The sequence below is a fragment of the Streptomyces sp. NBC_00009 genome (genome assembly GCF_045040855.1).
In the GTDB taxonomy this organism is placed as follows: Bacteria; Actinomycetota; Actinomycetes; order Streptomycetales; family Streptomycetaceae; genus Streptomyces; species Streptomyces aureus.
The window spans coordinates 1427129-1453725 of record NZ_CP108312.1 but is presented as its reverse complement, the minus strand read 5'-3'; the positions used below and the strand labels follow the sequence as shown (position 1 = coordinate 1453725).

Below are 26597 nucleotides of genomic sequence, written 5' to 3'. Positions count from 1 at the left end.
CTCTTTCTCTCTGATTGCAGGGGGGCGGGTCAGCCGACGAACCGCTGTCGCAGTTCGCCGATGCCCTGGACGGAGCTGACGAGTTCGTCGCCGGCGGCCAGCCAGCGCTGAGGTGTGCGGCCGAGGCCGACACCCGCCGGAGTGCCGGTGAAGATCACGTCTCCCGGCAGCAGCGGGAGCACCTCGGACAGCCTGGCTATGAGGGCGGGCACGGAGAAGATGAGCTGCCGAGTACGGCCACGCTGCATCTCCTCACCGTTGACGGCGCAGGTCAGCTCCAGGTCGTCAGGGTCCTCGAACTCGTCCGGGGTCACCAGCCAGGGGCCCGTCGGGGCGAAGCCCGGGTAGGACTTGCCGAGGCTGAACTGAGGGGCCGGGCCGTCCATCTGCAGGACGCGCTCGGAGATGTCCTGGCCGGCCGTCAGACCCGCGACGTAGCTCCAGGCATCGGTTTCGGACACCTGGTGCGCCTCCCTGCCGACCACCGCCACCAGTTCCACCTCCCAGTCGGTGTGGCCGCCCCGCGGCAACGTCACCTCGCTCACCGGGCCGGTGAGAGCGGTCGCGTACTTGGTGAAGACCGGCGGCATGCCCTCGGGCGTGCTGAATCCGGCCTCGACGATGTGCTCCCGGTAGTTGAGGCCGATGGCGAAGAGCTGGCGGGGGGCCGGCGCGGGCGCACCGAGGTCCGCCGGGTCGAAGGGGACCCCGCCGCCGAGGTCGGCCCTGGCGGCCCAGGCGTGGAACTCGTCCCAGCGGGAGTAGACGGCCTGTGGGTCGGAGGAGAACAGCCCGCCACTGGCTGTGTGGACGTCGGCCGCCCGGCCGCGGGTGATCACGACCAGTCGGCCGGCGAGATTGGCGATGCGCAAGGGGGCTCCCTAGGGGCTGGAAGGTCGAGCTATGGGTTGGAAGGCCGAGTGGCGCGTTCGAGTGCGAGCAGCACAGATTGGTAGGGGCGGCCCGTGGCGTGCTCCATGCCGATCTCGCAGGTGCGGTTGGCCGACAGGTAGGCATCGAACGTGCCGGACGAGACCTCGGCGACCTCGTGTGCCGTCGCCGCCTCGGTCAGTTCCTTGTGGAGCAGTCCCCGGTCGCCGGCGAAGCCGCAGCACTCCGCGTAGACAGGCACCTGGACGTCCCGCGCGATGAACTCGGCGACGGCCTGAAGCTGGTCGACGTCCTTGAGGTGTCGCATGGAGCAGGTGGGGTGGAGCACCGCGCTGTCCATCGGGTCGGTGACCTCGAGGTGCGGCAGCAGTTCCGTGGCGGCCCAGACGACGGAGTCCACCACGGTGAGGGCGCGATGCTTGCGCAGGTTCTCGGCCGTCAGATACGGCGTGACTTCCTGCCCGATGCCGAGGGTGCAGGACGACGCGTCGACGATGAGCGGCAGGCGCCCTCCGTCGGTCCACTCCCAGGCTCGCTCGACGATGCGGTTCGCCATGACGGTGTTGCCGTTGTCGTAGCCCTTGGAGTGCCAGATCGTCGCGCAGCACGAACCGGCCATGTCCGACGGTATCCAGACCGGCCGCCCGGCCCGGCGGGAGACCTCGACGATCGCTTCGGGCAGGGAAGGCCCGTCCACACCGTCGGGTCCCGCGAAGATCCGGTTGACGCAGGCCACGTAGTAGACGGCAACGGCGGTCCCGCGGTCCGTTCCGGGCAGCCGCGAACGTGCGGGGGACGGTACGGCGGAAATCCATTCGGGCACCAGGTCGGGCGAGACCACCTTTCGTAGGGCGGAGGTGACGCCCCCCAGGACCCGGTCGCCGACATGGTCCGCGATTCCGAGGGCGGTCCGGACCGACGACTCCACGAGGGAGAACCGCTCCGCGACCCGTGCCGCGTTCCGCTCCTCCCGCTCGGAGTGCCGCTGATGGCGGAATGCCTTCATCATGGCGCCGGTGTCGATACCGACCGGGCAGGCCGTCTTGCAGGTCGAATCGCCGGCGCAGGTGTCGACCGCGTCGTACCCGTAGGACTCCAGGAGGCTCCCCAAGGCGGCGGAGCCGTCGGGCTGGCGCATCATCTCGCGCCGCAACACGATCCGCTGACGCGGTGTGGTGGTGAGGTCGCGGCTGGGGCAGACGGGCTCGCAGAAACCGCACTCGATGCACGGATCGGCGACCGCCTCGATGGTGGGGATGGTCTTGAGCCCCTGCAGATGAGCTTGGGGATCACGGTTGAGGACCACCCCGGGGGCGAGTACCCCCGAGGGGTCGAGGGTCTGCTTGACCCGCCACATCAACTCGGTTGCGCGGGCGCCCCATTCGGCTTCGAGGAACGGCGTCATGTTGCGACCGGTGGCGTGCTCAGCCTTGAGCGAGCCGTCGAAGCGGCGCACCACCATGGTGCAGAACTCGTCCATGAAGTCGGCGTAGCGCTCGACCTCTTTCGGACGGGCGGCGTCGAAGGCGAGCAGGAAGTGCAGGTTGCCGTGCGCCGCGTGGCCGGCGACCGCGGCGTCGAAACCGTGCCGGCGCTGCAGCTCGGCCAGGGCCTCGCACGCCTCGGCCAGGCGGGCGGGCGGTACCGCGAAGTCCTCGGTGATGAGCGTGGATCCGGCCGGCCGTGCCTTGCCGACCGCCGTCATGAACGCCTCGCGGGCGTGCCAGTACGTGCGGATGGTGGCCGAGTCCTCGACGAAGCGGTTGGTGACGGACGCCACCGGGGCCACCAGCGCCAGTTTCGCCAGGACAGCGGCGGCGGCCTGCCTGTGGGCCTGGTGGGCTGCCTCGTCCGGGGCGCGAAACTCCACCAGCAGGGCCGCGGTATCCCGGGGAATCTCGGCCCAGTCGGCGGGGACTCCGTCGACGCTCGCACAGGCGCGGAGAGTGTTGCCGTCCATCACCTCCACCGCGCGGGCTCCGGCTTCGTTGAACAGCGGTACCGCCGCCGCGGCGGCGGTGAGGTCGGGGAAGAACAACAGTGCCGTGTGGGTGAGCCGGTCCAGGGAGACTGTCTTGAACACCGTCTCGGCGATGAAACCGAGGGTGCCCTGGGAGCCGACCATCAGCCCGCGCAGGATCTCCACGGGGGTGTAGCCGTCCAGGAAGGCATCGAGGCGGTAGCCGTTGGTGTTCTTCAACGCGTACTTCGCGCGGATCCGGGCGACCAGCTCACTGTCACCCTCGATCTCGCTCTTCAGAGCCAGCAGCCCCGCGCACAGCTCGGGTTCAGCCTCGCGAAGGCGCGCGTCGGCGTCCGGAGCCGCGGTGTCGACGATCGTGCCGGACGGGAGGACCAGGGTGAGGGACGAGAGCAGGCGGTAGGAGTTGCGGGTGACGCCGGCGGTCATGCCCGATGCGTTGTTGGCGACCACCCCGCCGATGGTGCAGGCGCTGGAACTCGCCGGGTCGGGGCCCATCAGCCGACCGTGCCGGGACAGCGTGATGTTGGCGCGCCCCACGGTCGTACCGGGCCCGATCCGCGCCTCGTTCCCGCCGTCGAGCACCTCGACGCCGGTCCAGTGGCGGCGCACGTCGACCAGGATGTCCTTGCCCTGGGCCTGACCGTTCAGCGAGGTCCCAGCCGCCCGGAAGACGATCTCGCGTTGCTGCTCGTGGGCGTAGCGCAGCACCGCGGCCACGTCCTCGATGTTCTCGGCGATCACGACCACTTGGGGCACGAAGCGGTAGGGGCTGGCGTCCGAGGCGTACTTCACTAGGTCCGACAGCGTGTGCAGCACCTTTCGGGTCCCCAGCAGGCGGACCAGGTCCTCCCGCAGGGCATCGGGAGTGCCCGATGCCCGTTCGTCGGGCACCCGATCGGTGGCTGGTTGCCGGGTCTGCCGTGGGCGCAGCTTTCCCGGTTCCGGATCGAGCAGTGCCATACGGCTCTCCGTTCCCTTGCGAGGTGTTCGGTCGGCGGCGCGGCCGGTCAGTGGTCGGAGCGGATGGAACGGACCGCCCGCAGGATCAGGCCGGTGACAGGGCCGGGGTCGCTCACGGCGGCTGCGTGCGGGGCACGGACGGCGACCGTGTGGGCGCGGGCGCGCTCGGCCATCCAGCGCTCGGCGGCCGGCGGGATGTTGCGGTCCTCGGTGGCCACGAGGTACCAGCTGGGGATCCTCTTCCACGCGGCCGCGGTGGCCTGCTCCTGGAGAGCTGCCAGGGTGATCGGTCGCTGTCCCGCGGCCATGACCTGGGCGGTCGGCCGGGGGACACCGGCCGCGAACTGCTGGCGGAACAGGTCCTTCTTGATGACCAGTTCTTCTCCCTGTCCGCCGTCGGGCAACGGGTAGTACTGGGTGGCGGTGGCCTGTCCCAGGGTGCTGCCGGGGAACTTGTCGGTGAGCTGGAGCGCGCTCTCGCCGATGTCGGGAACGAAGGCGGCTATGTAGACCAGTGCCTTGACCTGCGGGGCGTCGGCCGCGGCCTGGCTGATGACCGCTCCGCCGTAGGAGTGCCCCACCAGCACGATCGGTCCGGTGACGCTGTCCAGAACGCTGCGAATGTAGGCGGAGTCGCTTGCAAGTCCGCGCAGTGGCAGGGCCGGTGCCAGTACGCGGTGGCCCTGTCGCTGCAGGCGTTCGACGACCGCGCTCCAGCTGGAGGCGTCGGCGAACGCGCCGTGGATCAGGACGATGGTGGGTGCGGCGGGGCGCCCGTGCCGTTCGGCAGGACGGTCGGCCGTCGCAGATTGCGCGGCCTGCGAGATACCGGCGGTCCCCAGGGCGGCCGCGCCGGCCAGGAGGGACACGGTGACGGTGCGGCGTGAGATCGGTGGGTTCATCGTTCGCTCTCTGCGGAGGGGGAAGGCGGCCGTCGTGTGACGACCGGACGGACGGGCGCGTGCGGGTGCGCGTGGGGTCAGTCGGAGATGGCCCGTACGGCTTCCTCGATCAGGCCGACGACGCGCTCGGGGTGGGCGAGCATCACCAGGTGGGAGGAGTCGACCTCGATGGTGGTCATGCCGGCCCGCTGGTAGCCGTAGCGCTCCACGTCGGGGTTGATGGTGTGGTCGGAGGAGGCGACCAGGCCCCAGGACGGCTTGGTCTTCCAGGCCGCGGCCGGGGCCGCGTCGGCGAAGGCCTGCGCGGCCAGCGGGCGCTGGGACACGGCGAGGACGGCGGCGAGCTCCGGGTCGACGTCGGCGGCGAAGATGGCCGGGAACTTGTCGGTCCGGACCGACACGTCGGTGCCGGGCGTGGCCGAGCCCTCGATCGGGAAGGGGGTGTAGACGAGTGCGGCGGCAAGGTCGCTGTCCGGGAAGCGGCCCTGCAGTTCGCCGAGGCTCTCGCCCTTCTCCAAGGCGTAACCGGCCAGGTAGACCAGTGCCTTGACGTTGTCCTCGGCGCCGGCGACGGTGATGACCGCGCCACCGTAGGAGTGGCCCACCAGGACGACCGGACCGGGTATCTGCCGGACGATGGAGGCGACGTAGGCGGCGTCCCCTATCAGACTGCGGTTGGGCACGGCCGGAGCGACCACGTCCAGGCCGCGGGCGATCAGCCGGGGGATGACCTCGGCGTAGCTGGAGGCGTCGGCGAACGCGCCGTGCACGAGGACGACGGTCGGCTTGTCGGAACTGGGCATGGGGAAACTCCCTCATCAATGGGGTGGTTGGGTGTCGCGCGGCTGTCGGCCGGGCGGGGCTGCGGTGGTGGCCCCTGCGCCGTGAGATGTCGCGGGCCGGTCGCGCCGATACGTGAGCAACTCTAGGGACGGCCGGGCGGGGTGCTTGTCTGTCCGCGCCCTGGCTGTGGCCTGTGCGGGTCCACGTTCCGCTGTCGCTGTTCGGAGACGGAGCCTCGGTCAGCCGTTCCAGTCCCCGAGGAAGTCGAGGAGTTCCCGGTTGACGACGTCGGGGCGTTCCTCCTGGCAGAGGTGTCCGCACTGGGCGATGGGCACGCCGCGGACATCGCGGGCGATCCCCTTCCACACGTCCAGGACGTCGTATGCCTGTCCGACGGCGCTGAAGTCCTCGCCCCACATGGTCAGTACAGGACAGCCGATGAGCTGGTCGGCGTCCTCCCGGTCCTGGGCGACGTCCTGGGGCGCCGCACGGTAGTCCATACAGGATCCCCGTACCGCACCCGGTTGTTGGTAGGCGCGTACATAGACGGCGATCTCCTCCGGAGTGAGCATGTCGGGGTTGTACGACCAACTCCGGTAGAAGTGCGTGAGCCAGGTCTCCTCACGGCCGGCGATCAGCGCCTCGGGAAGGTCGGGCACGCCGAGAAAGGTGAAGAACCAGTACCCTTGCCGGGCGAGGTTCACGTCGTAGGTATCGGCGATGACCCGGGTGGGGATGTTGTCCATGGCCACGAACCTGTCGATCCGGCCGGGGTGGTCCTTGGCGAACCGGGTGCCGACGCGTGCCCCGCGGTCGTGGCCGACGAGGGCGATCCGCTCGTGCCCGAGATGGTCCATCAGCGCGACAAGGTCGTTGGCCATGGTCCGCTTGTCATAGCCGGATGCGGGCTTTTCCGTGTCTCCGTAGCCGCGAAGGTCCGGCGCGATCACGGTGAACCGCTCGGCCAGTACGGGTATTTGCTTGCGCCAGCCGTACCAGGTCTCGGGGAAGCCGTGCAGCAGGTAGACCGGCGGGCCCTGTCCCGCGGTCACCCAGTGCTGCTTGATCCCGTTGAGTACGGCGGTGTGATGCGTCATGCCTGTCAGGTCTTCCATGAGTGTCCACTCGGGTCGGGGGATGGGTGTGCCGGGCAGGGTCCGGCCTCTTATGGACGCGGCACATTTCGGAGGTTCGTCCGGGCGAGCTGAACCATGCGCCCGACACCTCCGGTGAGGACGGTGCGGCTCGCCGACAGGGCGAAGCCGGTGAGCTGCTCGGAGGTGATCTTCGGCGGGATCGCGAGTGCGTTGGGATCGGTCACCACATCGACCAGCGCAGGCCCGTCGTGAGCGAAGGCCGCACGCAGGGCGTCACGCACCTCGGTGGGCTTCTCGACCCGGATACCCCGCGCACCGGCGGCCGTGGCGATGGCCGCGAAGTCTGTGTGCGGGTACCCCGTGCCGTAGGGCGGCAGCCCGTCCACCATCATCTCCAGGTCGACCATGCCCAACGAGGAGTTGTTGAAGACGACCACCTTCACAGGCAGCCCGTACTGCACCAGCGTCAGGAAGTCGCCCATGAGCATGGAGAAGCCTCCGTCGCCCGAGAGCGACACCACCTGACGCGTCCGGTCGAGGAACTGCGCACCGATGGCCTGCGGCAGGGCGTTGGCCATCGAACCGTGCACAAAGGAGCCCAGGATGCGGCGGCGGCCGTTCGGCGTCAGGTAGCGGGCGGCCCACACGCAGCACATCCCGGTGTCCACGGTGAACACCGCGTCGTCGGCGGCCTCTTCGTCGAGTATCGCCGCCACGTACTCGGGGTGTATGGGGGTGTGCTTGTCGACGTTGTGGGTGTAGGCGCCGACGGCGCCCTCCAAAGCGTGGACGTGCCGGTCCAGCATCCGGTCGAGGAACCGGCGGGACGGCTTCTCCTGCACGGCCGGGATCAGGCACCGGAGCGTCTCACGGACATCTCCCCAGACGGCGAAGTCCAACTGGGTTCGACGGCCGAGACGTTCGGGCTGAATGTCGATCTGGACCGTTCTGACGTGCCGGGGCAGGAAGTTCGTGTACGGAAAGTCGGTGCCGAGGAGTATCAGCAGGTCGCATTCGTGCATGGCCTCGTACGCGGCGCCGTATCCCAGCAGTCCGGACATGCCGACGTCGTACGGGTTGTCGTACTGGATGTGTTCCTTGCCTCGGAGCGCGTGGCCGACTGGGGCCTTGACCTTCTCGGCGAATGCCATCACCTCGGCGTGAGCACCGGCGACACCCCGGCCGCAGAACACCGTCACCGTCTCGGCGGCGTCCACCAGCTCCGTCAGCCGGGCCAGTTCCTCATCGGCCGGACGGACTGAGGGCCGGTCCAGCGGCATCGCGAGTTCGGCCCCGCCAGCCGGAGAGTGCTCAGCGGCGATGTCTCCTGGCAGCGATACGACGGACACTCCGCGCCGGCCGACCGCATGCTGTATCGCCGTCTGCACCACACGCGGCATCTGCCGGGGCGAGGAGATGAGCTCCGAGTAGTGACTGCACTCCTCGAACAGCCGGTCAGGATGCGTCTCCTGGAAGTACCCGGTCCCGATCTCGCCGCTGGGGATCTGCGCGGCCAGCGCGAGGACGGGAGCCATCGACCGGTGGGCATCGAACAGGCCGTTGATCAAGTGCAGGTTTCCTGGCCCACAGGATCCCGCGCACGCCGCGAGCCTGCCGGTGAGCTGCGCTTCGGCGCCGGCGGCGAAGGCCGAGACCTCCTCGTGCCGGACCTGGACCCACTCCAGGGCGTCGTGCCGTCTGACCGCGTCGACGACGGGGTTCAGGCTGTCGCCCACCACCCCGTACATGCGGCGCACTCCGGCGCGGGCCAGCAGGTCGACGTACTGCTCGGCAACGGTCTGCTTGGACATGGGTGCTCCTCGGATGGTGTCGCTCACGGGGCGGTGGCCACGCTAATGAGGCGCCGAGCAGACCAGTTGTCCCTCCGCGCACGGTGCGGGGCCCGGCAGTGCACCAGTTCATTTATGGGCAATGTTCCGTGCGTTCCTCGACAACCTGTGTCGGCCACCGGAATTTAGGGTCGGGCACAGAAAACCGCTTCTGCAATCGTTCTTTGGGGCAACCATGGTTCAGCGTCTCAGCACGGTCACGTGCGCAGTGACGGCGCATGTCAGCGTCCCGAAGGGCATGTCAGGGCCGTTGCCCGCGGAGCTGCACTACGACATGGCGGACCCCTACGCCATCCGCCTTTCCATCGGTGCGCCGATGGAGAGACCCGTCGACTGGGTATTCGCTCGCAAGCTGGTGACCGAGGGGCTGCATCGGCCGGCCGGTTCCGGTGACGTGCTGGTCATTCCCCGGCACCGCTGCCACCCGCATTCCCTACGTGTCGTCTTGAGAAATCCCGCCGGTGCGGCATTGGTCGAAATGGCGGTTTCGGAGGTGGCCGCATTCCTTCGGCGGACCTTCGCCCTGGTGCCCGAGGGGGCGGAAAGCCTCCACATGGACCTCGACCGCGCCATCAGCGAGCTCACGTATTCACCCGAGAGGAATTCCGAGTGACCGAGAAGAGCGAGCCGAATTCCACACAGTTCGGCATCTTCGCCATCGGTGATGTCACCCCTGACCCCACCACGGGACGTACGCCGACCGAGCACGAGCGCATCAAGGCCATGGTGGCCATGGCGCTGAAGGCCGAGGAGGTCGGGCTCGACGTCTTCGCGACCGGCGAGCACCACAACCGGCCGTTCGTACCGTCGTCGCCGACCACGATGCTCGGCTATGTCGCGGCGCGGACGGAGCGGTTGATCCTCTCCACCTCCACCACCCTGATCACCACGAACGACCCGGTGAAGATCGCCGAGGACTTCGCGATGCTCCAGCACCTGGCCGACGGACGGGTGGATCTGATGATGGGGCGCGGCAACACGGGCCCGGTGTATCCGTGGTTCGGCAAGGACATACGGGAGGGCATCAACCTGGCCGTCGAGAACTACGCGCTCTTGCGCAGGCTCTGGGACGAGGACGTGGTGACCTGGGAGGGCAAGTTCCGTACGCCCCTCCAGTCGTTCACGTCCACGCCGCGCCCGCTGGACAGCGTCGCGCCCTTCGTCTGGCACGGCTCCATCCGCTCCCCGGAGATCGCCGAGCAGGCCGCGTACTACGGAGACGGCTTCTTCCACAACAACATCTTCTGGCCCGCCGAGCACACGAAGAGGATGGTTGAGCTCTATCGCCAGCGGTACGCCCATTACGGGCACGGCACGCCGGAGCAGGCCATCGTGGGTCTTGGCGGTCAGGTGTTCATGCGTAAGAACTCCCAGGACGCGGTGCGGGAGTTCAGGCCGTACTTCGACAACGCGCCGGTCTACGGCCACGGCCCGTCGCTGGAGGAGTTCACCGAGCAGACGCCGTTGACGGTGGGCTCGCCGCAGCAGGTGATCGAGAAGACGCTGTCGTTCCGCGAGTACGCCGGCGACTACCAGCGCCAGCTGTTCCTGATGGACCACGCGGGTCTGCCGCTGAAGACCGTCCTCGAGCAGCTCGACATCCTCGGCGAGGAGGTCGTGCCGGTGTTGCGCAAGGAGTTCGCCAAGGACCGGCCGGCCGATGTGCCGGACGCGCCGACCCACGCGTCCCTGTTGGCCACCTCGAAGGAAGAAGTCCGCGCATGAAGCTCGTCGTCGTCTCGGCAGGGCTGAGCGTTCCGTCCGCCACCCGGCTGCTCGGCGACCGGCTGGCCGACCGGGTCGCCGGGCGGACCTCGGCGGACGTGACCGTGGTCGAACTGCGCGACCTCGCCGTCGAGATCGCCCACAACTTCACCAACGGGTTCCCGGGGCGGTCGCTGGGCGCCGCGTTCGACGCGGTGGCGGCGGCCGACGGCCTGATCGTCGTCACCCCGGTGTTCTCCGCGTCGTACAGCGGGCTGTTCAAGTCGTTCTTCGACGCACTGAGCGTCCACGACGAGGGCGCCCTGGCAGGGAAGCCGGTGTTGATCGCCGCGACCGGCGGCACCGCCCGGCACTCCCTCGTCCTGGACCACGCGCTGCGCCCGCTCTTCGCGTACCTGAGGACCGTCGTCGTTCCGACCGGGGTGTACACCGCCTCCGAGGACTGGGGCGCCGAAGGGCTCGACGGTCGGATCGAACGGGCCGCGGGTGAACTGGCGGCACTGATGACCGGATGGGCCACGGCCAGGACGCCGGCCGGCGAGAGCCCCGCCGTCGTGCCCTTCGAGGAGCGGCTCGCCGCCCTGAAGCCGGAAAGAACCCTCACTCCACTGACCCCGACACACCCCTGAGAGGCACACCATGACACGCCCCGCAGACGCTCCGATCGTTCAGCGAGTGGCCGACAAGCACCGTTACGAGATCCTGGTGGACGGCAAGGTCGCCGGCTTCACCGCCTACCGCGACAGCGCCGACCAGCGCGTCTTCTACCACACCGAAATCGATGACTCCTACGCCGGTCTTGGCCTGGCCTCACGGCTCGTGCAGCAGGCGCTGACGGACGTCCGCGCCTCGGGGCAGCGCATCGTGCCTGTCTGCCCCTACGTCGCAAAGTTCCTCACAAAGCATGACGAGTTCGACGACATCACCGACCCCGTGACCCCCGAGATCCGGCAGTGGCTGGCTAGCTCTCGCCATCTCTGAGCGAGATGACTGACATCCCGGATCATCACCTTCGGTGAGGAAGGGAAAGCGGCATGCCCATGGTTGTGGCTGCTTGACGAAAGAAGGTGCACATGTCCACAAGGCCCAACCTCCGGACTTCGCCCCGGTCCACGGGGGCCTCGCAAGGCGTGCCGGGCTGGCTGGTCGCGCTCCTGGCCGTCGCGTCCGGGACGACGGTCGCCAACCTCTACTACGCCCAGCCTCTGCTGTCCTCGCTGAGCGGTGTCTTCCACATCAGCACGGCCACCGCCGGGGTACTGATCACACTGACGCAGGTCGGCTACGTCGTCGGCATGATCTTCCTGGTTCCGCTCGGTGACCGCCTGGAGAAGCGCAATCTGGTCACCGTCCTCCTGATGATCACGGCCCTCGCCCTCGTGGCAGCCGGCCTCGCCACGAACTTCCCCATGCTGCTGATCGCGTCGCTGATCAGCGGTGCCACCTCCGTCGTGGCTCAGATCCTGGTGCCCTTCGCGGCCGACCTGGCTCCGGACCATGCCAGGGGCCGCATCGTCGGACGGGTCATGAGCGGACTGCTCACCGGGATTCTGCTCTCCCGAACCCTGAGCAGCCTGGTCTCCGACATCGCAGGCTGGCGCGTCGTCTTTCTCGGCTCCGCTGCTCTGATGGTCGTGCTCACGGTGGCCCTGCGTGCGGCCCTGCCACAGCGCTCACCCACCACATCCATCCCGTACCACCACGTGCTGCGCTCCACAGTCCAGCTGGTGCGCACGCATCCCGTCCTGCTGCGTCGAGGGCTGTACCAAGCGGCGATGTTCGGCGCGTTCAGCGCGTTCTGGACCAATGTCTCGTTTGTTCTGACCGGTCCCCGCTTCCACTACTCAGCGGTCGGAGTCGGCGTCTTCGCCCTCGTGGGCGCGGCCGGAGCAGCTGTCGCTCCGTTGGCCGGGCACTGGGCCGACCGAGGGCTCGTACGTCCCATGACCGGGGCCGCGTTCCTTGTGACCGCGCTGGCTTTCGCTGTCGCGGGTCTGGGCGGGCACAGCATCGTCCTGATCGCCCTGGCCGCGATCCTGATCGACATGGGTGTGCAGACGACACTCATCCTGGGGCAGCACACCGTTTACCAGCTCGACCCGACCGCCCGCGCCCGCCTCAACAGCGCCTTCATCGCCATGTTCTTCGTCGGCGGTGCGATCGGCTCCCAGCTCGGAGCGATCGTCTACCACGCTGCCGGCTGGGCCGGCCTGACCGGCTTGGGCGCCGCTCTGCCCCTGGCCGCTCTTGCCTACTGGGCCGTTGAACGCCGACCGCGGCCGACTCCGGCAGAGAAGACCACGCCGGACTCGTCCGCCTGACGCAGACCAGCAGGGCTCGGCGTCGAGGGCCGCCGCCGTCCCGGTTCGAGGTCAGGGGCCGAGGACGTCCCGCAATTGGGCGCGTCCCGTGATGCCGAGCTTCGGGAAGATCTTGTGCAGGTGGAAGCCGATGGTGCGAGGGGACAGATAGAGCCGGGCGCCGATGTCCCGGTTCGTCAGTCCCTCCGCGGCCAGTTGGGCTATCTGCAGCTCCTGCGGAGTCAGGCCGGCCACGGCCTCCGGGACGGCAGAGGTCGTCACGGCCACGCCGGCCGCGCGGAGTTCGGCGGTGGCGCGTTCGATCCACGGGCGGGCATCGAGCCGTTCGAAGACCTCCAGGGCGCCGGTGAGCAGGGGGCGTGCCTCCGCGACCCGTCGGCGACGGCGCAGCCACTCGGCGAAGTCCAGCTGCGTGAGGGCGCGTTCGAAGGGCCAGTGCGCGCCCGCGGGGTCGGCGAGCGCCGCAAGGAAGTGCGGCTCTGCGTCGTCGGGCCGGCCCAGCAGGGCCGTGGCACGGTGCACGATCGCCTCCAGGCGGCTGGAGCGGGGCGTGCCCAGGTGGTCCTCGACGGCTCGGAGCACGGTGCGCGCGTCGTCCGCCCGGCCGGCGCGTACGGCGGCCGCGGCGAGGTCGGCGAGGTAGTAGGGCGAAGCGTGGTGGTGCACGGGGAGGGGAGGGAAATCCTGTGTGAACACGCGGCGGAGGTGCTCGTACGCCGCCCCGTGGTCGCCTTCCGCGAGCGCTGCCATGCCGAGCGCCTGGCAATGGCGGACGTACAGGCTGCGGGACTTGCTCAGATCGACGCCGCGGACGGCAGCGGCAGCGCGTTCCCGCGCGCCGGCGTGGTCGCCGCGGACGGCGCGCAAGGTGGCCTGGAGGATCGGTGCCCCCACGGCGACGTTCTCCGCCCCCGCTTCCGCCGCCAGGCCGTAGGCGTCCTCGGCCGCGGACCCGGCCGCCGTCCACGCTCCGCTGTCGAACAGGGCGAGGGCGAGAGCCTGGGTGACCGTGCAGTTGGTGCCGGCCGTGGAAGTCGGGCGGAAGTGGTCCATGGCCCGGCCGAGAAGACGTACGGACAAGTCGGTCTCGTCCAGGATCCAGGCGGTGGCGCCGAGCATCACGAGGTCGCCGAGCGGGGTGGGGTCCGAGCCCCCACCGTCCCGCAGACCGTCCACCACGTCGTGCAGGCGCTTCACTGCCGTCTCCCGCTCGGTGAAGGGGCGGGCGACCGCCTCTGCCCACAACCTGTCGCTCCGCTCCGGCTGAAGGGGGATCAGGTCCCCGATGCGCTGGAGTTCGGCGCGGTAGACGGGGTCACCGGAGTTGTAGGCCGGGGTCGCCGCCGTTCCCAGCGCGTCCAGCGCCAGGGCGGGAGCCGCGATGGCCATGGATTCGGCCACGGGCAGCAGGAATCCGAGCGCGTCCGTATGACGGAGGGTGACGGACAGCGACCAGCCGCCGCACAGTGAGGCCTCGGCGAGCAGCTTGGGATCGTGCGTCAGGGGGCCCACACGGGCCGCGATCTCCCCGACCCACTGGGGATACCCGGCGTACATGGCCGAGACGGCGGCGGCGAGCAGTCGTCCGGCACGACGCTCCGCGTCCGGGGTGAGTTCGGCCGCTCGTTCCAGCGCGGTGGCCGCGGCCGCGTATCCACCGCGCCGCCGGGAGCGCTCGGCACTCTGCGCCAGGGCGTCGGCGACCTCCTCGTCCGGGCCGAACGCGGCAGCGGCGAGGTGCCAGGCCCGACGGTCGGGTTCGTGCGCGAGCGCGGCGGCGAGTGTCAGATGGGCCTCACGGCGGTCGGCGAAGGAGGCGGCCTGGTGGATCGCGAAGCGGATCAGCGGATGGCGCAGCCGGACGTCGCCGTTCTCGACCCGTACGAGTCCTGCTTCCTCGGCGGGCCGCCAGACCTCGGGATCCTCCAGGCGCGGGACGGCGTGCAGGACATCGGAGAGCCGGTCGGTACCGGCGGCTGCCGCCAGGAGCAGAGCGTGCCGGGTCTCCGGCGGAAGGGCGGGCAGGTCGGCTGCGAACAGTCGCTCGAGCCGGGTGGTGAGGGGGAGGGCGTCGATCGCACCGGGCCTCTGGAGGCCCGGTCCCTTGGCGAACGCCCGAGCGAGTTCGATGAGGGCGAGCGGGTTCCCGGCGGCCTGTTCGATGATCTCGGCCCGGGCCTTCCCCCGCGGCGGATGCGGTTGGTCGTCCAGGAGAAGGCCGGCCTCGGCCCCGTCGAGGGGGCGGGTCGCCAGATGGGGGAAGTCACGGTCGAAGCGCGCCGGCACGGACTCGTCCCGCGCCGCGAGCAGCAGGGCGATCCGTTCGCCCTCCAGACGCCTGGCGACGAACGCCAGCACGTCCAGGGAGCAGAGGTCCAGCCATTGGGCATCGTCGACGACGATGAGCAGGGGCCGTTCCGTCGCCGCCTCCGAAAGGAGCGTGAGTACGCCGGATCTCATCACGAACGGCTCCGGGATCTGCTCTCCGTCGCCGTCGGCCGTGCCGAACGCGTGCCGGAGGGCGTCGCGCTGACGCGTCGGCAGCCGGTCGATGTCGCGGAGCACGGGGCCAAGGAGTTGGTGCACTCCCGCGAAGTCGAGGCCCTGCTCGCCCTCGCAGCCACGTACGCGGAGCACTCGCCTGCCTCGTGCCGCGGCCACGTCAGCGGCGTGGTCGAGCAGGGTGCTCTTGCCGGCGCCCGGCTGACCGGTCAGCACGAGCACCTTCGAGCCGGAGCCGTCCGCGGCGTCGACGAGTCTGCCGATCCACTCCAGTTCGCGGGCTCTGCCCCGGATGCCCCGCGTGCGTGCCTCTATGGCGCCGACGTCCATGCTCTCCCCAGTCCCGCCCCTACAGCCGCCCCGGACCGCCCAGTGGAGCGGGGTCGACCGTGAAATACCTGTTCACAGCGTTGATGCCATTTTGCCAGGCTCTTCCCGCATGACTGGTCACATGACAGAAGCGGCCTGTTCGCCTTCCTGCCAGCATCCACGAAGGGGCGGGACCCAGCCGCCTCGCACGGGAAGTTCGGAGTGCGATGACGGTGTTCGAAGCGAGACGCGTTGCGGTGCCGATCGGCCGTGAGGAGGAGATCGGCCGGATCCTGCGGTGCCTCGACGTGCGTTCCGGTCCGCAGGGTCTGCTCGCGCTCGGGGAGACCGGCACCGGCAGGTCCCTGTTGCTGCGGTTCGCCGAGGAGACGGCCGTGGCGCGCGGGTCCCGGGTCCTGTCGGCACGAGGCTGGGGCGGGGAGGAACCGGCGCCCTTCGCCTCGCTGCACCGGCTGCTTCTGCCGGTCCTTGACGTGCCGGACCTGTTTCCGAAGGACCGGTGGCCGGTGCCGCGTACCGCATTCGAGCCGGGCGCGGGAGCCGGGCCGCAGGAGCGACGTGCGCTGTGTGCCGTTACGTTGGCACTCCTGACCCGCATCGCCCGGACGAACCCACTGCTTGTGGCGGTGGACGATGCTCAGGACTGGGACGACGCCTCCTTGGATGTCCTGTTCTCCGTACGGCGGCAGCTCACGGACCAGGCGGTGACCATGCTGTTCACCGCACACGGCGAAGGTCCCCTGTCCCGAGTCCCGGCGGATCTTCCCGTCCTGCGGCTCGGGCCGTTGCCGCCCGGGGCAGCAGCCCGCCTGCTGGACGCGCAGCCCGACGCGCCCCGGGGGCGGCTCCGCCTTGACCTGCTACGGCAGGCGGAGGGCAATCCGCTGGCGATCGTCGACCTGCATCGGGCATCACGCGTTGGTGCCGGGTCGGCCCCGGCTTTACCGGTGTTCGCGTCGCGCCTGGATGGTCTCCCGGAGGACACGCAGCGCGCGTTGCTCTACGCCTCGGTCGCGCTGCGGGAGGAGGACCTCCGCATCGTGATGGCCGCCCTGGGCACCGACGACCTCACCGTGTGGACCCCGGCGGAGGAGGCCGGCCTGATCGGCATCGCCGACGGCCGCCTTGCGTTCGGTCACCCGCTGGTGCGTGCGGCGGCTTTCCACCAGCAGCCCGCGAAGCTGCGGCAGCGGGCCCACCAGGACCTCGCGGCGGCGGTGGGCCAGAGCCCGGCGTACCGGGCCTGGCATCTGGCCGCCGCCGCGATCGGCCCCGACGAGGAGGTCGCCTCGGCCCTGGAGCGGGCGACCGCCGTGTACACCGCGAGCGCGGGAGACCACTTCGCCTCGGCGAAGGCACTGGAGCAGGCGGCACGGCTCAGCGGGAGCGACGTGGACCGGGCCCGCCGACTCGCCGCGGCCATGGCGGCGGCGAGCACCCTCGGGGATCCGGAGTGGGTCCGCGACCTGTACGCGGAGTTCTCCCGGGTCGGCGGCGACCGGGACCTGCGATGCAAGGCGGTCTGTGCCATGGCCGCCGCGCTGTCGCTGCTCTCGTTCCAGCGGGAAGCTTTCGGGCTCCTGCTGGACATGTGGCGCGACTCTCCCCCGCGTACCGCCGCCACCTCTTTCGCGTTCACGGCGCTCGCGGCGGCGATCACCCAGCAGTCCGGTCTGCCGGAGCATCGCGAGGAGCTGCCGCGCCTGCTCGACCACGCACGTCGGCTGGCCCGGGCGACACCCGGGTCGGGGGACGACCGTGCCGAGCACCCCGGGCGCGTCACATCCACCGGAAGCACCGAGCCGGTGGGCTCGTGCGAGTTCCCCGGGTTCACCGGGCCCGGAGTCCTGGCGGCCCTGGATGCCTACGTGTCGGTCGGTCTCGATGCCGAGACCCTCGGCGGCAGCACGGCCCGCAGGGTGCCCGTCCCGCCGTCCGGACCGCTCGACGGGCCGACTCCACTAACCCGGCTGCTGACCCACGCCTCGGTGGCGTACTACACCGACGAGGCGGAGCAGTGCGCGGAGATGTACCGGCAGGCGAGCACGCTGCGCGATCCCCAGGGGACGTGGGGGTCGCGGGTGTGGACGCTTCCGAACCACGTGGACGCCCTCATCGCCATGGGCCGATGGCCGGAGGCTCAGGCTCTGATCGACGAAGGGCGCTCCGAGGCGGTCGTCCACCGGTTGCCCCGAGTCGACATGGACCTCGAGGCACTGGAGGTGACTCTGCGCGCACTGCGCGGCGACAGCCTGCCGGACATCCCTTTCACCAGCCCGCACTGGCGCTCCGTCAGCCTTGGCGAGAACCGCGCCACTCGGGCCAGAATGCTGCGCGCCAGCGGCCTCCACGCGCTGGCCCTGGGGGACGCCGAGCGTGCGTTCCGCCACTTCAGATCCCTGTTCGGCGAAGACGGATCGCCCATGATCCCCTACCTGTCTCCGCGCTCCGTCGGCGAGCTGGCCGCCGCCGCACAGCGCGTCGGCCGTAAGGAGGAGGCGGCGCGCGTGCTCGGCGCGGTGCGGGCGGCCCTGGGCGAGCGGCCGACGACCCGCATGACGCTCCTGATGCACCACGCGGCGGCGCTTGTCGACGAGGCAGCGGACCCCGAGCACCATTTTCGGCTGGCCCTGGTCAACCCCGAGGGCGACACCTGGCCGATGGAACGGGCACGGGCCCGTCTGCACTACGCGATCTGGCTGCGCAGACGCCGCAGGCCCCTGGAGGCCCGCGCGCAGCTGACCGCGGTCCTCGAGGTGGCGGCCCGGCTCGACGCCCGGGCGCTCGCGGACGCGGCCCGCGGAGAGTTGCGCGCGACGGGTGTCGCCGACGCCTCCGCGTCCACCACGGCCTCGGTCGAGGGGCTTGCCGAGCTGACGGCCCAGCAGCATCAGATAGTGCGACTCGCCGCGGGCGGCCTGTCGAACCGCGAGATCGGAGAGCGGTTGTTTCTTTCGCCGCGTACGGTGGGCTCGCATCTCTACAACGTGTATCCCAAGCTCGGCATCAGCAGCCGCCATCAACTTCGGGACCTCCTGCAGGACAGCTGAGGCGCGAACGACCACCACCCAGGGCCCGAGCGAGAGGCGGAACGAATGCGGCCGGAGCCTGGCCGGGAGGGGCGCGCCGAGCAGCCGCGACCCGTGGTTCTCGATCCTCTGGTGCAGCGGCTCGTCGATGCCTCGGCGACACCGCCCTTCCTCCATGAGCTCCAGCCGGAGACCGCGCGCCAGGCGTTGCAAGAGGCCCAGGGCGATCGGATCGACGACTTCGACGTGGATGCCACCTTCCATGCGGCGCCCGTGGGGCCCACCGGTCTGGTGGGCTTCTGGGTCTTTCGGCCGGCCGGTGTCAGCCGGCCCCCCACCATGCTCTACGTCCATGGGGGCCGCTGGATGCTGGGCGACGCTCAGACGCACGCGTGGCTCGTCAGCGAGCTGGTGCGCGAAGCCGGTGTCGCGGCCGTCGTTCCCGAGTACAGCCGCACGCCCGAGAGCCGCTATCCGGTCGCCCTCGAAGAGTGCTACGCCCTGCTGACCTGGACGGTCGAACAGGCCGATTCGCTCGGACTCGACACCGAACGGCTCGCGGTCGCCGGCGACTGCGCCGGGGCCACCCTTGCCGCGGCGCTCACGCTGCTTGCTCGGTCGCGCGGGGGTCCGCAGCTCCGCGCCCAGCTGCTGTACTACCCACTGACCGACGCCCGTTGCGACAGCCCGTCGCAACGGCTGTTCGCCACGGGATATCAGCTCACCCGGGATGCCGTGCGGTCCTACTGGCGGGAGTACGCGGTCGATCCTCGGCAGCGGGACGAGCCGACTGCGGCGCCGCTGCGTGCGAGTACGGCCGAACTGGCGGGGCTGCCGCCGGCGCTGGTCGTGACCGCGGAGGCCGATGTCGCCCGCGACGAAGCGGAGGAGTACGCGGACCGGCTGCGCCAGGCTGGTGTCGCCGCGACCGCGGCGCGATTCCAGGGCACGGTCCACGACTTCGTGTCCTTGACCGCCCTGCGCAACAGCCCGCCAACGCTTGCGGCGGTACGGCTCGGCGGCAGATTCCTGCGCGCTCGCCTGAGGTGAGGGCGGCGGGGGATGCCGACTGCATGACCTTGTTGCCGTCCTGCTCCTGGAAGGTCCGGCATTCGGATCGCCTCCGCGCTCGTCGCCAATGCTGTACGCCACGAGCAGCGCGCACGCCTGATTCATCGCCATGTGGACTGCCGAGGGCAATCTTGGAATGGACAAGCCACACCTTGCATGGTGGTGGGAGGGGGGCTCGCCCGACCGGTTCCCGATGACGCACCACCTGGAGAGTGTCGCGATCCTTGCACCGGTCGAGAGGGGGATCGAGGCGGCGCACCCATGTCACTCTCCGTGATGTGCCACAGGGGCGGTCGGCTTGGCAGACCCTGGCGAACAGGGAGGCCAGGCAGGCTCGTTATGTTGGGCGGAAGGCAGGGAGTGGCATTCGATTCTCCCCGGATTCTCCCCAGCGCGGATAAGCACTCAAAAGGCCAGGTCAGAGGCATGGTTCTGACGGGACGAGGAGATCACCCGCATCACTTCTCCCCAGGGACTCCCCAGCGCCCCATAGGGACGTTGCTGTGGGACGTGCAGGCGCAAAACTGAGCGAGCAGGGCCGGTCGACCCCTAGAGCCAGTCCCGGCGCTTGAAAATAACGTACAAGCTGGTACATACCACGCCCATCAAGCCGATCGCGAACGGGTATCCGCCCGTCCAGTGCAGCTCAGGCATCTGGTCGAAGTTCATGCCGTAGATGGTTCCAACGAGTGTGGGTGCAAAGAGAATTGCGGCCCAGGCGGAAATCTTCTTGATCTCCTCGTTCTGCTCGAAGCCCGCTTCGGCCAGTGCCCGCATCTCCGCGTTCTGCTGCTGGGTCACCTGCGTCGCGTTCACCGTCAGGATGTCCGCGAGGGCCTGGCGGAAGCCGTCGACCCGTTCGCTGGTGTGCGTGACGTGGTCGGCAACGTCCCGCAGGTAGCGCTGGAGTTCCTCGTCCGTGCCGTACTTGGCGAAGCCCGCCATCAGGCCGTGCAGCATGCCGACCAGGGGGCGGGTCGCGCGCTGGAACTCGACCATCTCGCGCGAGAGTTCGTAGATGCGCCGGGACACCTCGGGCGCACCGGTGAACACCTCCGTCTCGATCTCGTCGATGTCCGTCTGGACGCCGGCGACGACCGGGGCATAGCCGTCCACGACCGCGTCGAGGATCGCGTAGAGCACCGCCTCGGGGCCGAGTTTGAGCAGCTCGGGGGAGTCCTCCATGCGGCGGCGCACGCCGGACAGGTCGGGTGCCGCGCCGTGGCGGACCGTGATGACGAAGTCCGCTCCGACGAACACGTGCAGCTCCCCGAACTCGACCTCCTCCGGCGCGTCCAGGTAGCGGGCGGCGCGCAGGACGACGAACAGCGTGTCCCCGTACCGCTCCAGCTTCGGCCGCTGATGTGCCTCCAGCGCGTCCTCGACCGCGAGCGGGTGCAGGTCGAACTCGTCTGCCAGGGAAAGGAGTTCGGACTCGGTCGGGCGGGCCAGGCCGATCCATGCCATGCCGTGCGGCTGCTCGCGCAGTTCGCGGAAGGTCTCGGCGAGCGTCGCGGGCGACGACACCCGCACTCCGTCCCGGTACAGCGCCGCCTGCACCACGCTGGCCGTCTCCGACGCCGGGTTGGTGGGTGTGGCGGGCGGGGGCGGAGTGGTGTCGGGCTCGGGCGGGTTCACCGGCGGCTGTCCGGCGGTGCGGCGCCACATGTACTTCTTCGGTTCCGCTCCGGGGCGGGCCCGCCGCTCTGCCATGTCTCCGCCTTGCGTGTCGAAACGGCTGTCACTTCGGCCACTGTGCAGGATATATGGCCCAAATGCGGCCGGCGCGGGGTGATCGTCGGGGGAGGTCTGGCCTCAAGCCACCGGCCCGCCGACCAGGCTTCGGGACCGTACGGCAACGAATAGCGGCAGCCGAAGCGCTGGGCCGGCCGTCGGGGATCAGTCCGTGCGGCCCGTCGCCGCGACCGTCACGCCCAGGCCGATCATCGCGAAGCCTCCCGTGCCGCCGATCAGTGACAGGCGCCGGTCGGACCGGGCGAACCACGTACGCGCGGCGGACGCCGTCAGGCCCCACAGCGTGTCCGTGACCAGGCCGATCGAGATCGGTATCAGCCCCAACAGGAGCATCTGCGCGGGCACTTGACCGGCCGAGTGGTCCACGAACTGCGGCAGGACCGCCGCGAAGAAGACGATGCCCTTGGGGTTGGTGACCCCGACGAGCGCGCCGTCCGCCACCGTTCGCAGATCGCTGCGCGGCGGGCCCTGCGGCCCCCGGATGTCCTCGGCCCGCATCTCTTTGCGGTGCCGGAAAGCCTGCACGCCGAGGAAGACCAGATACGCGGCTCCCGCCAGCTTCACCGCCATGAACACTGCTGCCGAGCGCTCCACCAGGGAACCGATCCCGAGCGCCACGGCCATCACGAGCACGTACGAGCCGATGACATTGCCGAGCGCCGTCGCGACCGCCGTCCGCCGGCCGTGCGCGAGCGCCCGCCCGATCACGAAGAGCACGCTCGGCCCAGGGATCACGATCACGAGGAGCGACATCGCCGCGAAGGCGAGATACCGGTCGGTTGACACCATGTTCCCCAGCATGTCCCGCACCCCCCTTTCCCGTCCATGGAGCCGGTTCATGGAGCCGGTTCATGGAGCCCGTCCATGGAGCCCGTCCATGGAGCACTTGAGGACAGTGCTTCCGACCCCCGAGGGCATTGCCCTCAAGGAGCGGCTAAGGCAGCAGCCCCGCCCTCCGTGCCGCCACCACCGCCTCCAGGCGCGTGTGCGCGCCCAGTTTCCGCATCGCCGACCGCAGATAGCCCTTGACGGTCTCGGGCCGCAGGCCGAGCCGCTCGGCCGTGGCCGCGTTCGTCGCGCCGGTGGCCACGCACGCGAGGACGTCCACCTCGCGTGGCGTGAGGCCCACGTCCCGTACCCGTGGCGGAGCCGTCGCCGAGGCGAGCCGCCCGCACACCGCGAGGAGTTCCTCGCGCAGTGCCTGATCCACGACGCGAGGCGCGAGCGCCCGCAGCGCGCCGTGCGCCTCCCGCACCTCCTCCCACGCCGCCGAACCGACCGCCGCGCCGGCCCCCGAACCGGCCGCCGGACCACCCGCACCAGCAACCGCACCAGCAACCGCCCCGGCCACCCCACGAGCCACCCCACCAGCCACCGAGCCGGCGGCCCCCGCGCCCGCCACAGCCGCCAGCAGTGCCCGCGCCTCGTCCCGTACCACCAGCGCCTGTTCCACGTCGCGCGCAGCCGCGACCGCCTCGCCCAGCGTGCGGTCGCCCAGCGGCTGGGCGGTGCGCAGGGCCCCGTAGAGCACGCCCCGGACCCGGCGGCGTACGACGACGGGGACCGCGAGGACCGAGAGCAGGCCCTCGGCCGCGACCGCCGCGTCGTACTCGTGGCTGATGTGCCGCGAGACCGGGTAGTCCGTGACGGCGCACGGCCGGGACAGGGCGAGTGCCTTGCCGCCCAGGCCGTTGCCCGTCGCGATGGCGAGGCCGCGGAGGGCGCCCGTCACCGCGCCGCTCAGCTCACCGATGCGCACCGAGCCGGTGCCGCCCGTCATGGGGCCGCCCGTCATGAGTCCGCCGAACGCGACGGGCAGTCCCGTGCCCCGCCGCAGCCGCACCAGAGCGGCACGCATCTCCAACGCGTCTGCCCCGTCTGCGCTCACTCGCCGTGTCCCTCCAGAGAGCGGGTCGTACACCACCCCCGTCCGGGGGTGGTGAGATCTGCGTCACGGATTACACGATGGCATGCACGGTCCGCAATGAGGAGGACACATGACGACGGCGACCAGCGGTACGGATCCGAGCCCGACCGAGCAGTTCCGCACGGCGAGGGACTTCCTGCTGCGGAACGCGGACGACTACACCACCGCTTACGAGGGCTTTGCCTGGCCGCGCCCCGAGCGGTTCAACTGGGCCCTCGACTGGTTCGACGCCGTCGCCGACGGCAACGGGAAGACGGCCCTGCACATCGTCGAGGAGGACGGCCGCGAGGGCCGCTTCACCTTCGACGAGCTGCGCCGCCGCTCGAACCGCGTCGCGAACTGGCTGCGCGGCCAGGGCGTTCGCGCGGGCGACCGGGTCCTCCTGATGCTCGGCAACCAGGTGGAGCTGTGGGAGATCATGCTCGCCGCGATGAAGCTGCGGGCCGTCGTCATCCCCGCGACGCCGCTGCTCGGCCCCGCCGACCTGCGCGACCGCGTCGACCGCGGCCGGGCCCGGCACGTCATCGTGCGGCCCGAGGACGTCGAGAAGTTCACCGAGGTCCCCGGCGACTTCACCCGAACCGTGGTCGGCGCGAGCGGCGCGGGCGCCACGAACGGCTGGCTCTCGTACGAGGACGCCGACGACGCCTCCGAGACGTTCGAGCCCGACGGCGTCACCCTCGCGAAGGACCCGCTCCTCCTGTACTTCACCTCCGGCACCACCGCCCGGCCCAAGCTCGTGGAGCACACCCATGTGTCGTATCCCGTAGGGCACTTGGCGACCATGTTCTGGATCGGTCTGCGTCCCGGCGACGTCCATCTGAACATCTCGTCGCCCGGCTGGGCCAAGCACGCCTGGTCGAACTTCTTCGCGCCGTGGAACGCGGAGGCGACCGTCTTCCTCTACAACTACACGCGCTTCGACGCGGGCCGGCTCATGGAGGTCATGGAGCGCGCGGGCGTCACGTCCTTCTGCGCGCCGCCCACCGTGTGGCGCATGCTCATCCAGGCCGACCTGACGCAGCTCGCGACGCCGCCGCGCGCGGTCGTCGCCGCGGGGGAGCCGCTGAACCCCGAGGTCATCGAGCAGGTGCGGCGCGCCTGGGGCATCACCATCCGGGACGGGTTCGGGCAGACGGAGACGGCCGTGCAGGTCTCCAACAGCCCCGGTCAGGAACTGAAGACCGGCTCGATGGGGCGCCCCAGCCCCGGCTACAAGGTGGAGCTGCTGGACCCGGTCACCGGCGAACCCGGCGCGCAGGAGGGCGAGATCAGCCTCGACCTGTCCGAGCGCCCCGTCGGCCTCATGGTCGGCTATCACGGAGACCCCGAGCGCACGGCCGAGTCGATGGCGGGCGGCTACTACCGCACCGGTGACATCGGCTCGCGTGACGCCGACGGCTATCTCACGTACGTCGGCCGCTCGGACGACGTGTTCAAGGCCTCCGACTACAAGATCAGCCCGTTCGAGCTGGAGAGCGCGCTCCTGGAGCATGAGGCGGTCGCCGAGGCGGCGGTCGTGCCTGCCCCCGACGAGCTGCGGCTCGCCGTCCCCAAGGCGTACGTCGTCCTCGCCGAGGGGTACGAACCCGGGCCCGACACGGCGAAGCTGCTGTTCGAGCACTCGCGGGACGTCCTCGCGCCGTACAAGCGCGTCCGGCGCCTGGAGTTCGCCGAGCTGCCCAAGACGGTCTCCGGCAAGATCCGGCGGATCGAGCTGCGCGAGCGCACGGCGCAGGGTTCCACGGCCGAGTACCGCGAGGAGGACTTCCGATGACGAGCGAACCCCTCACGACGCCCCAGCCCCCGCCCCTCTCGTACGCGCACGGGACGGACCCGGCGCCGCTCCTCGGCGACACGATCGGCCGCAACCTCGACCGGGCCGTGGCCGCCCACCCCGACCGTGACGCACTGGTCGACGTACCGTCCGGGCGGCGCTGGACCTACGCCCAATTCGGCACAGACGTCGACGAGTTGGCGCGCGGGCTGCTCGCCAGAGGTGTGCTCAAGGGTGACCGGGTCGGGATCTGGGCGGTCAACTGCCCCGAGTGGGTCCTCGTGCAGTACGCGACCGCGCGCATCGGTGCGGTCATGGTGAACATCAACCCTGCCTACCGCGCCCACGAGTTGGAGTTCGTGCTCAAGCAGGCGGGCGTCTCCATCCTCGTCGCCTCGGCCGAACACAAGGGCAGCGACTACCGGGCCCTCGTCCGGCAGGTGCGCGAGCGGTGCCCCGAGCTGCGCGAGACGGTCTTCATCGGCGACCACGGATGGGACGCCCTCACGGCGGGCGCGGCAGCGGTGACGACGGAGCAACTCGACGCCAGACAAGCCGAGTTGAGCTGTGACGACCCGGTCAACATCCAGTACACCTCGGGCACGACCGGCTTCCCGAAGGGTGCCACGCTCTCCCACCACAACATCCTGAACAACGGCTTCTGGGTGGGCGAGACGGTCGGCTACACCGAGCAGGACCGGGTCTGTCTGCCCGTGCCCTTCTACCACTGCTTCGGCATGGTGATGGGAAACCTCGGCGCCACGTCGCACGGCGCCTGCATCGTCATCCCCGCCCCGTCCTTCGACCCCGTCGCCACGCTCCATGCGGTCGAGCGCGAGCGGTGCACGTCGCTGTACGGCGTCCCGACCATGTTCATCGCCGAGCTGAACCTCGCCGACTTCGCGACGTACGACCTGTCGTCGCTGCGGACCGGCATCATGGCGGGCTCGCCGTGCCCCGTCGAGGTCATGAAGCGGGTCGTCGCCGAGATGCACATGGCGGAGGTCTCCATCTGCTACGGCATGACCGAGACGTCGCCCGTCTCCACGCAGACGCGCCGCGACGACGACCTGGAGCGCCGCACCGGCACGGTGGGCCGCGTCCTTCCGCACATCGAGGTCAAGGTCGTCGACCCGGTCAGCGGCGTGACGCTGCCGCGCGGCGAGCCGGGGGAGCTGTGCACGCGCGGCTACAGCGTGATGCTCGGCTACTGGGACGAGCCGGAGAAGACGGCCGAGGTCATCGACCCGGGACGGTGGATGCACACGGGTGACCTGGCGGTCCTGCGAGAGGACGGCTACGTCCAGATCGTCGGCCGCATCAAGGACGTGATCATCAGGGGCGGCGAGAACGTCTACCCGCGCGAGATCGAGGAGTTCCTCTACGTCCACCCGAAGATCGCGGACGTCCAGGTCGTGGGCGTGCCCGACGAGCGGTACGGGGAGGAGGTCCTGGCCTGCGTCATCCTCCGCGACCCCGAGGACACGCTCACCCTGGAGGAACTGCGCGCGTACTGCCACGACCAGCTGGCCCACTACAAGACGCCGACCCGGCTGCGCATCCTGGATGCGTTCCCGATGACGGTGAGCGGCAAGGTCCGCAAGATCGAGCTGCGGGAGGGGTACGGGGGCGACGCCGGCTGAGGCGTACGACTTTTTCTGCGGGGCCTCATCCGGGCGCGATCAGCCCGGGT

The 26597-nt window shown here is 70.2% G+C and carries 19 protein-coding genes; 9 read left to right on the top strand and 10 right to left on the bottom strand.

The window, feature by feature from the left end; all coding sequences use genetic code 11:
• Positions 1-29: 29 nt before the first annotated feature.
• From OHA58_RS06560 to OHA58_RS06535, 6 genes are all read right to left on the bottom strand, one after another.
• Entirely contained in the window at positions 30-872 is an 843-nt protein-coding gene (locus OHA58_RS06560) for a fumarylacetoacetate hydrolase family protein (protein ID WP_405477302.1), read from the bottom strand.
• A 29-nt stretch (positions 873-901) separates the two neighbouring features.
• Positions 902-3835 (bottom strand): FAD-binding and (Fe-S)-binding domain-containing protein, encoded by a 2934-nt coding sequence (locus OHA58_RS06555; RefSeq protein WP_405477300.1) that lies wholly within the window; start codon positions 3833-3835, stop codon positions 902-904.
• Between the two features lie 47 nt (positions 3836-3882).
• The gene (locus OHA58_RS06550) at positions 3883-4737 is read right to left on the bottom strand and encodes an alpha/beta fold hydrolase (RefSeq protein ID WP_405477298.1); all 855 of its coding nucleotides are present in this window, start codon (positions 4735-4737) and stop codon (positions 3883-3885) included.
• A gap of 77 nt (positions 4738-4814) precedes the next feature.
• Complete coding sequence (locus OHA58_RS06545) at positions 4815-5540, bottom strand: alpha/beta fold hydrolase (RefSeq protein ID WP_405477296.1); 726 nt, start codon at positions 5538-5540, stop codon at positions 4815-4817.
• Positions 5541-5759: 219 nt separating this feature from the next.
• Positions 5760-6617, bottom strand: a complete 858-nt coding sequence (locus tag OHA58_RS06540; protein ID WP_405477294.1) for an alpha/beta fold hydrolase — start codon at positions 6615-6617, stop codon at positions 5760-5762.
• Between the two features lie 68 nt (positions 6618-6685).
• Positions 6686-8428 (bottom strand): pyruvate dehydrogenase, encoded by a 1743-nt coding sequence (locus tag OHA58_RS06535; RefSeq protein ID WP_405477292.1) that lies wholly within the window; start codon positions 8426-8428, stop codon positions 6686-6688.
• A 247-nt stretch (positions 8429-8675) separates the two neighbouring features.
• Between OHA58_RS06535 and OHA58_RS06530 the strand changes: the two genes are divergently transcribed.
• The 5 genes from OHA58_RS06530 to OHA58_RS06510 all read left to right on the top strand — a co-directional run bounded on the left by OHA58_RS06530 (position 8676) and on the right by OHA58_RS06510 (position 12513).
• Positions 8676-9080 (top strand): SsgA family sporulation/cell division regulator, encoded by a 405-nt coding sequence (locus tag OHA58_RS06530; protein ID WP_405477290.1) that lies wholly within the window; start codon positions 8676-8678, stop codon positions 9078-9080.
• Positions 9077-10192 (top strand): LLM class flavin-dependent oxidoreductase, encoded by a 1116-nt coding sequence (locus OHA58_RS06525; protein WP_405477288.1) that lies wholly within the window; start codon positions 9077-9079, stop codon positions 10190-10192. Before OHA58_RS06530 ends, OHA58_RS06525 begins: the two co-directional genes overlap by 4 nt.
• Complete coding sequence (locus OHA58_RS06520) at positions 10189-10821, top strand: CE1759 family FMN reductase (protein WP_405477286.1); 633 nt, start codon at positions 10189-10191, stop codon at positions 10819-10821. Before OHA58_RS06525 ends, OHA58_RS06520 begins: the two co-directional genes overlap by 4 nt.
• A 10-nt stretch (positions 10822-10831) precedes the next feature.
• Entirely contained in the window at positions 10832-11173 is a 342-nt protein-coding gene (locus tag OHA58_RS06515; protein WP_405477284.1) for a GNAT family N-acetyltransferase, read from the top strand.
• Positions 11174-11265: 92 nt separating this feature from the next.
• A complete protein-coding gene (locus OHA58_RS06510; RefSeq protein WP_405477282.1) occupies positions 11266-12513 on the top strand; it encodes an MFS transporter in 1248 nt (415 codons plus the stop codon).
• A gap of 51 nt (positions 12514-12564) precedes the next feature.
• On the opposite strand, the gene OHA58_RS06505 is transcribed toward OHA58_RS06510, so the two are convergent.
• Complete coding sequence (locus OHA58_RS06505; RefSeq protein WP_405477280.1) at positions 12565-15345, bottom strand: AAA family ATPase; 2781 nt, start codon at positions 15343-15345, stop codon at positions 12565-12567.
• Between the two features lie 206 nt (positions 15346-15551).
• On the opposite strand from OHA58_RS06505, the gene OHA58_RS06500 reads away from it, so the two are divergent.
• Together OHA58_RS06500 and OHA58_RS06495 are read left to right on the top strand one after the other, a co-directional pair.
• A complete protein-coding gene (locus OHA58_RS06500) occupies positions 15552-18395 on the top strand; it encodes an AAA family ATPase (protein ID WP_405477279.1) in 2844 nt (947 codons plus the stop codon).
• 93 nt (positions 18396-18488) lie between these two features.
• Complete coding sequence (locus OHA58_RS06495) at positions 18489-19424, top strand: alpha/beta hydrolase (protein WP_405477277.1); 936 nt, start codon at positions 18489-18491, stop codon at positions 19422-19424.
• 570 nt (positions 19425-19994) lie between these two features.
• Here the strand turns inward: OHA58_RS06495 and OHA58_RS06490 are convergent.
• From OHA58_RS06490 to OHA58_RS06480, 3 genes are all read right to left on the bottom strand, one after another.
• The gene (locus tag OHA58_RS06490) at positions 19995-21158 is read right to left on the bottom strand and encodes a magnesium and cobalt transport protein CorA (RefSeq protein WP_405477275.1); all 1164 of its coding nucleotides are present in this window, start codon (positions 21156-21158) and stop codon (positions 19995-19997) included.
• Positions 21159-21344: 186 nt separating this feature from the next.
• Positions 21345-21989: a LysE family translocator gene (locus tag OHA58_RS06485; RefSeq protein WP_405477273.1), complete on the bottom strand. Its 645-nt coding sequence runs from the start codon at positions 21987-21989 to the stop codon at positions 21345-21347.
• Positions 21990-22134: 145 nt separating this feature from the next.
• Positions 22135-23088, bottom strand: a complete 954-nt coding sequence (locus tag OHA58_RS06480) for a response regulator transcription factor (RefSeq protein ID WP_405477271.1) — start codon at positions 23086-23088, stop codon at positions 22135-22137.
• A 109-nt stretch (positions 23089-23197) separates the two neighbouring features.
• On the opposite strand from OHA58_RS06480, the gene OHA58_RS06475 reads away from it, so the two are divergent.
• On the top strand, positions 23198-24904 hold the full coding sequence (locus OHA58_RS06475) for an AMP-binding protein (protein ID WP_405477269.1): 1707 nt from the start codon (positions 23198-23200) through the stop codon (positions 24902-24904).
• Entirely contained in the window at positions 24901-26547 is a 1647-nt protein-coding gene (locus tag OHA58_RS06470) for an AMP-binding protein (RefSeq protein ID WP_405477268.1), read from the top strand. Before OHA58_RS06475 ends, OHA58_RS06470 begins: the two co-directional genes overlap by 4 nt.
• Positions 26548-26597 lie beyond the last annotated feature (50 nt).

Excerpts from the sequence above, each read along its gene's own strand:
- OHA58_RS06555 (WP_405477300.1), bottom strand. The coding sequence starts at position 3,835 with ATGGCACTGCTCGATCCGGAACCGGGAAAGCTGCGCCCACGGCAGACC.
- OHA58_RS06550 (WP_405477298.1), bottom strand. The coding sequence starts at position 4,737 with ATGAACCCACCGATCTCACGCCGCACCGTCACCGTGTCCCTCCTGGCC.
- OHA58_RS06545 (WP_405477296.1), bottom strand. The coding sequence starts at position 5,540 with ATGCCCAGTTCCGACAAGCCGACCGTCGTCCTCGTGCACGGCGCGTTC.
- OHA58_RS06540 (WP_405477294.1), bottom strand. The coding sequence starts at position 6,617 with ATGACGCATCACACCGCCGTACTCAACGGGATCAAGCAGCACTGGGTG.
- OHA58_RS06535 (WP_405477292.1), bottom strand. The coding sequence starts at position 8,428 with ATGTCCAAGCAGACCGTTGCCGAGCAGTACGTCGACCTGCTGGCCCGC.
- OHA58_RS06520 (WP_405477286.1), top strand. The coding sequence starts at position 10,189 with ATGAAGCTCGTCGTCGTCTCGGCAGGGCTGAGCGTTCCGTCCGCCACC.
- OHA58_RS06515 (WP_405477284.1), top strand. The coding sequence starts at position 10,832 with ATGACACGCCCCGCAGACGCTCCGATCGTTCAGCGAGTGGCCGACAAG.
- OHA58_RS06510 (WP_405477282.1), top strand. The coding sequence starts at position 11,266 with ATGTCCACAAGGCCCAACCTCCGGACTTCGCCCCGGTCCACGGGGGCC.
- OHA58_RS06505 (WP_405477280.1), bottom strand. The coding sequence starts at position 15,345 with ATGGACGTCGGCGCCATAGAGGCACGCACGCGGGGCATCCGGGGCAGA.
- OHA58_RS06500 (WP_405477279.1), top strand. The coding sequence starts at position 15,552 with ATGACGGTGTTCGAAGCGAGACGCGTTGCGGTGCCGATCGGCCGTGAG.
- OHA58_RS06490 (WP_405477275.1), bottom strand. The coding sequence starts at position 21,158 with ATGGCAGAGCGGCGGGCCCGCCCCGGAGCGGAACCGAAGAAGTACATG.
- OHA58_RS06485 (WP_405477273.1), bottom strand. The coding sequence starts at position 21,989 with ATGGTGTCAACCGACCGGTATCTCGCCTTCGCGGCGATGTCGCTCCTC.
- OHA58_RS06475 (WP_405477269.1), top strand. The coding sequence starts at position 23,198 with ATGACGACGGCGACCAGCGGTACGGATCCGAGCCCGACCGAGCAGTTC.
- OHA58_RS06470 (WP_405477268.1), top strand. The coding sequence starts at position 24,901 with ATGACGAGCGAACCCCTCACGACGCCCCAGCCCCCGCCCCTCTCGTAC.